The 5,563-nt window shown below is 71.4% G+C and carries 3 protein-coding genes and 1 pseudogene; 2 read left to right on the top strand and 2 right to left on the bottom strand.

Annotated elements, in window-relative coordinates; genetic code table 11:
• Both F8271_RS29585 and ileS read right to left on the bottom strand, forming a co-directional pair.
• Positions 1–670: 1-acyl-sn-glycerol-3-phosphate acyltransferase (locus F8271_RS29585; protein WP_151493113.1), on the bottom strand; the 670-nt coding region annotated here is incomplete at its 3' end.
• A 98-nt stretch (positions 671–768) separates the two neighbouring features.
• On the bottom strand, positions 769–3,939 hold the full coding sequence (gene ileS, locus F8271_RS29580) for an isoleucine--tRNA ligase (protein ID WP_151493112.1): 3,171 nt from the start codon (positions 3,937–3,939) through the stop codon (positions 769–771).
• Between the two features lie 309 nt (positions 3,940–4,248).
• Between ileS and F8271_RS29570 the strand changes: the two genes are divergently transcribed.
• Together F8271_RS29570 and F8271_RS29565 are read left to right on the top strand one after the other, a co-directional pair.
• Positions 4,249–5,268 carry an ArsR family transcriptional regulator gene (locus tag F8271_RS29570; protein ID WP_151493111.1) on the top strand — a complete coding sequence of 340 codons (1,020 nt, stop codon included), beginning with the start codon at positions 4,249–4,251 and terminating at the stop codon, positions 5,266–5,268.
• A gap of 168 nt (positions 5,269–5,436) precedes the next feature.
• Positions 5,437–5,563: pseudogene (locus tag F8271_RS29565) on the top strand (hypothetical protein); the annotation flags it as partial.

Below are 5,563 nucleotides of genomic sequence, written 5' to 3'. Positions count from 1 at the left end.
CCGGGTGGGCGCGCGGCGGGGCGTAGCGGGGCACGTACTCCTGGCCGGTGAGCTTCTGGATCTCGCTCATCATCTCGTCGGTCATCTGCCGCAGCGAGGTGCGGTCGTCGGGCCGGCCGCTGAAGTCCAGCGGTTTGCCGAACCGGACCGTGATCTTGGCGGTGCCGGGGCGGGGCACCCGGGCCCCGATCGGCTGTGCCTTGTCCGTGCCGATCATGCCGACCGGGATGATCGGCACGCCGGCGGCGATGGCCAGCCGGGCCGCCCCGGTCCGACCCCGGTAGAGCTTGCCGTCCGGGGAGCGGGTGCCCTCCGGGTAGACCACCACCAGGTCGCCGCCCTTGAGCGCCGGGATCGCCGCGTCGAACGCGGACAGCGCGGCCCGCCCACCGGCCCGCTCGACCGGAATCGCGCCCAGGCCGGTGAGGACGAACTTCGAGATCGCGCCCTTCACGCCGGTGCCCTTGAAGTACTCCGACTTCGCCCAGAACGCCAGGTGCCGGGGCACGACCGTGCCGAGGAACAGTTCGTCGGCCACCGAGAGGTGGTTGCCGGCGAAGATCGCTCCGCCGGTCTCCGGCACGTGTTCCAGACCCTCCACGGTCGGGCGGAACGCCAACCGCAGCGTGGGCGCCACGGTCAACTTGCCGATGGTGTAGAGCAGGGGCACTGGTCCTCCGGCGGTCGTGCGGATTCAGGCGGTGTCACGGTAGCGGACGCCCTCACGCTCCCCCCGATGGAGGTGGCGAGGGCGCCCGCCCCGGTACGTCACACCCGGCGGACGGTGACCGTCACGCCCTCGCCCTCGCCCACCTCGCCGGCGAAGCCGTCGAGGCCCTCGGCGAAGTCCACCGAGTCGGCCAGCACCTCCCCGGACACGAAGTCGATGTACGCGGCCACCGCCGCGCGCACCTCCTCGGAGGCCGACACCGACACCACGATCCGGTCCGAGACGTCCAGGTCGGCGTCCCGGCGGGCCTGCTGCACGACCCGCACCACGTCCCGGGCCAGCCCCTCGGCGGCCAGTTCCGGGGTGACCTCGGTGTCCAGCACCACCACGCCCTCACCGCCGGGCAGCGGCGCGGAGTGCTCGGCGTCGGCGGCGACCAGGCGCAACTCGTACTCGCCCTCGGCCAGGGTGACGCCGGCGGCCACCGGGGCGCCGTCGACCAGCTCCCAGTCGCCCGCCTTGACCGCCTTGATCACCTGCTGCACCTGCTTGCCGACCCGCGGGCCGAGAGCCCGGGGCACCACGGTCAGCACCTGCTCGCAGTACGCGGCCAGCTCCGCGCTGAACTCCACGGCCTTCACGTTGACCTCGTCGGCGACCAGGTCGGCGAACGGACGCAGCTGCTCCGCCGCCGGCGAGGCGACGGTCAGCTTCGACAGCGGCAGCCGCACCCGCAGACCCTTGGCCTTGCGCAGCGACAGCGCCGCCGAGGCGACCGCCCGGGTGGCGTCCATCGCGGCGACCAGGTCGTGGTCGGCCGGGAACTCGCTCGCCTCCGGCCAGTCGGTCAGGTGCACCGAACGCTCCCCGGTGAGCCCGCGCCAGATCTCCTCCGCGGTCAGCGGCGCCAGCGGAGCCACCACCCGGCACAGCGTCTCCAGCACGGTCGACAGGGTGTCGAACGCGTTGGCGTCACCGGACCAGAACCGGTCCCGGGAGCGGCGCACGTACCAGTTGGTCAGCGCGTCCAGGTAGGAGCGGACGGTGGCGCAGGCGCCGGAGATGTCGTACGCCTCCATCTGCGCGCCGACCGTCGACACCAGCTCGTTGGTCTTCGCCAGCACGTAGCGGTCGAGCAGGTGCGTGGAGTCCGTGCGGCGGCGGGCGGTGTAGCCGTCGGCGTTGGCGTACAGCGAGAAGAAGTACCAGACGTTCCACAGCGGTAGCAGCACCTGCCGGACGGCGTCGCGGATCCCCGCCTCGGTGACCGCCATGTCGCCGCCGCGCAGCACCGGCGAGGACATCAGCATCCAGCGCATCGCGTCCGAGCCGTACGCGTCGAAGACGTGGTAGACGTCCGGGTAGTTGCGCAGGCTCTTGGACATCTTGCGGCCGTCCGAGCCGAGCAGGATGCCGTGGCTGAGGCAGTTGCGGAACGCCGGCCGGTCGAACAGCGCGGTGGCCAGCACGTGCATCGTGTAGAACCAGCCGCGGGTCTGCCCGATGTACTCGACGATGAAGTCACCCGGGTAGTGGTGCTCGAACCAGTCCGCGTTCTCGAACGGGTAGTGCACCTGGGCGAACGGCATCGACCCGGACTCGAACCAGCAGTCCAGCACCTCCGGCACCCGACGCATCATCGACTGGCCGGTCGGGTCGTCCGGGTTGGGGCGGACCAGGTCGTCCACCGCCGGCCGGTGCAGGTCGCTCAGGCGTACGCCGAAGTCCCGCTCGATGTCGGCCAGCGAGCCGTAGACGTCCAGGCGCGGGTAGTTCGGGTCGTCGGACTTCCACACCGGGATCGGGGAGCCCCAGAACCGGTTCCGGCTGATCGACCAGTCGCGGGCGTTGGCCAGCCACTTGCCGAACGAGCCGTCCTTGATGTGGCCGGGCGTCCAGTTGATCTCCTGGTTCAGCTCGACCATCCGGTCCCGGAACTGGGTCACCGCGACGAACCACGAGGACACCGCCTTGTAGACCAGCGGGGTGTCGCAGCGCCAGCAGTGCGGGTACGAGTGGGTGTAGGTGTCCTGCTTGAGCACCACCCCCCGCTCCTTCAGCTCCCGGATCACCGGCTTGTTGACGTCGAAGACCTGCTCACCCTGGTACGGCGGGACCAGCGCGGTGAACCGGGTGTGGTCGTCCACGGTGACGATGGTGGGGATGCCGGCGGCGTTGCAGACGTTCTGGTCGTCCTCACCGAACGCCGGGGCGAGGTGCACGATCCCGGTGCCGTCCTCGGTGGTGACGAACTCCGCGCCGAGCACCTGGTAGGCGTTGTCCCCGGCCTGCTCGACGAGGAAGTCGAACAGCGGCGTGTAGCGGCGGCCGACCAGGTCGCGGCCGTACACCGTGCCGACCTGCTCGTACCCGTCCAGTTCCTTGGCGTACGCGGACAGCCGCGCCGCGCCGACGACGTAGCGCTCCCCGCTGCCCTCGCGGTCGGGGGAACCCCGGTGCTCCAGCACCGCGTACTCGATGTCCGGGCCGACGGCGAGCGCCAGGTTCGACAGCAGGGTCCACGGCGTGGTCGTCCAGACGCCCAGCCTGACCGGCCCGCGCACCAGCTCCGGGGCGGACTCGTCGGCGGTCAGCCCGAACCACACCGACAGCGTCGGGTCGTGCCGGTCCCGGTAGACGTCGTCCATCCGGGTCTCGGTGTTCGACAGGGGGGTCTCACACCGCCAGCAGTACGCCAGCACCCGGAAGCCCTCGTAGATCAGACCCTTGTCGTGCAGGGTCTTGAAGGCCCACATGACGCTTTCCATGTAGTCCAGGTCGAGGGTCTTGTAGTCGTTGGCGAAGTCGACCCAGCGGGCCTGCCGGTTGATGTACCGCTCCCAGTCCTGGGTGAACTCCAGCACCGAGGTGCGGCAGGCCTCGTTGAACCGGGCCACGCCCAGGTCGATGATCTCCGCCTTGCTGGTGATGCCGAGCTGCTTCTCGGCCACCACCTCGGCGGGCAGGCCGTGGCAGTCCCAGCCGAAGCGCCGCTCGACGTGCCGCCCGCGCATGGTCTGGTAGCGCGGCACCACGTCCTTGACGTACCCGGTGAACAGGTGGCCGTAGTGCGGCAGGCCGTTGGCGAACGGCGGGCCGTCGTAGAAGACGTACTCGTTCTTGCCGTCGTCACCGGCGGGACGGGCCTCGACGGAGGCTTCGAAGGTCTTGTCGGCCGTCCAGTGCTCCAGCACCCGGCGCTCGACCGCGGGCAGGTCCGGGCTCGCCGGGACACCGGCGGCGGTCGGGTCGTGCAACGGATAGGCCATCGGGGGTCGCTCTCCTCATGCAGCTCACGCAACGTGGGTCTGCGAGGACGAACCATCCGGGGTACGCCTCGAACGGCGCTCCCGGTGGCCCGCGGTACCACCCCGCTTGGCGGTCAGGATCGACCGCCCGCTCATTGCCGGCTGTGACGGGCCGCACCCGTCCGGTTCTACTGGGCCGGTTGCCCGGCTGTTCTTCCGGAGGCTCACCGGTGATGGCCGGGTCATCGCCTTACGGCCGTCAACGATACAAGACCCACCCACCGCACCGCCGCCGAGTAAACGCGCGCGCCGGCACCCTAGGCTGGCCGGGTGATCCGGATCGAGTTGGACGAGCCGACGCTGGGCCGTACCCGGATCGCCACCAGCCCGCTCTGGGAGGTGCTGACCAGCCTGTTCGTGCTGCGCCGGCCTCCGAAAGAGGTGCCCTGGCCGTACACCGCCTGGGCGCGGCACGCACGGCGGGTGCTCGACGAGGTGCCGGCGGCCGCGCCGGCCCGGCTGCTGACCGTCGGCCTACCCGCACCGGACTTCCTCAGCCCGATCCCCACGTCGGCCGCGCCGACCCTGGCCGAACAACTCGCCGAACTGCGGGCGACGCCGGCTGAGGTGATCGCCGAGCAGATCCCCCGCTACTACGACCCGGACGACCTGCCGGAGTGGCTGGGCCCGTTCGTCACGGACCGGCGGGCCGCCCTGGACCGGCTCGCCGACGGCATCGAGGCGTACTGGGAGGCGGCCATCGCGCCGTGGTGGCCGGCGATGCGGGCAGCGCTGGACGAGGAGGTCCTGCACCGGGCTCGGGCGCTCGCCGCCGACGGTCCGGACGCCCTGCTGGCCGACCTGCACGAGCGGGTGCGCTGGGACAAGCCGGTGTTGACGCTGGTGAAGCCGTCGGAGCAGCAGTTCGTGGCGGTGGACCAGCGGCTGCTGCTGATTCCCCTGATCTTCTCGCAGGGAGCACTCGTCTGCGCCACCGACCATCCGGAGATCGTCGCCGTCTCCTACCAGGCGCGCGGGGCGGTGGTGCTCGCCGAGGGTGGGCCCACCTCGGCACCCCGGACCGCACCGGCCACGGATCGGTTGGCGGTGCTGGTCGGCCGGGGTCGCGCCCAGGTGCTGCGGGCCCTGGTGCGGCCGGCCACCACCGCCGGTCTCGCGGCCACTCTGGGGCTCGCCCCGAGCACCGTGTCGGAGCAGCTCTCCGCTCTGCTGGCCGCCGGCGTGGTGCACCGCCGCCGGGCGGGCCGACGGGTGCTCTACGGCCTGGAACCGGCCGGACTGGCGCTGGTGCAGCTCATCGGTGACGAGCCGGTGAGCGCCTCGGCCTGAGCATTCGGCTCGATCCGAATTCGTTTCGCACCCGTCCCGGTCGCTTCTAGCCTGCGTGTCGCGAGCGAACACGCGATCGAGGCGGTCGGGGTGAGCCGCACGTACCGCAGCCGCAGGGGATGGTGACGACCCCAGCGTCGGGAGGATCAGGCAGTCCGCGGCGTCGACCTGACGGTTGGCAACGGGGAGCTGTTCGGCCTGCTCGGACCGAACGGCGCTGGCACGACCGCGACCATCGAGCTGCTGAGCACCCTGCTCATCCCGACCGCCCGGGGAGGCCGTCCACCCGCCCGAC

This window comes from Micromonospora sp. ALFpr18c (assembly GCF_008868155.1).
Taxonomy (GTDB): Bacteria; Actinomycetota; Actinomycetes; order Mycobacteriales; family Micromonosporaceae; genus Micromonospora.
This window is presented reverse-complemented; position numbering and strand designations above follow the sequence as displayed.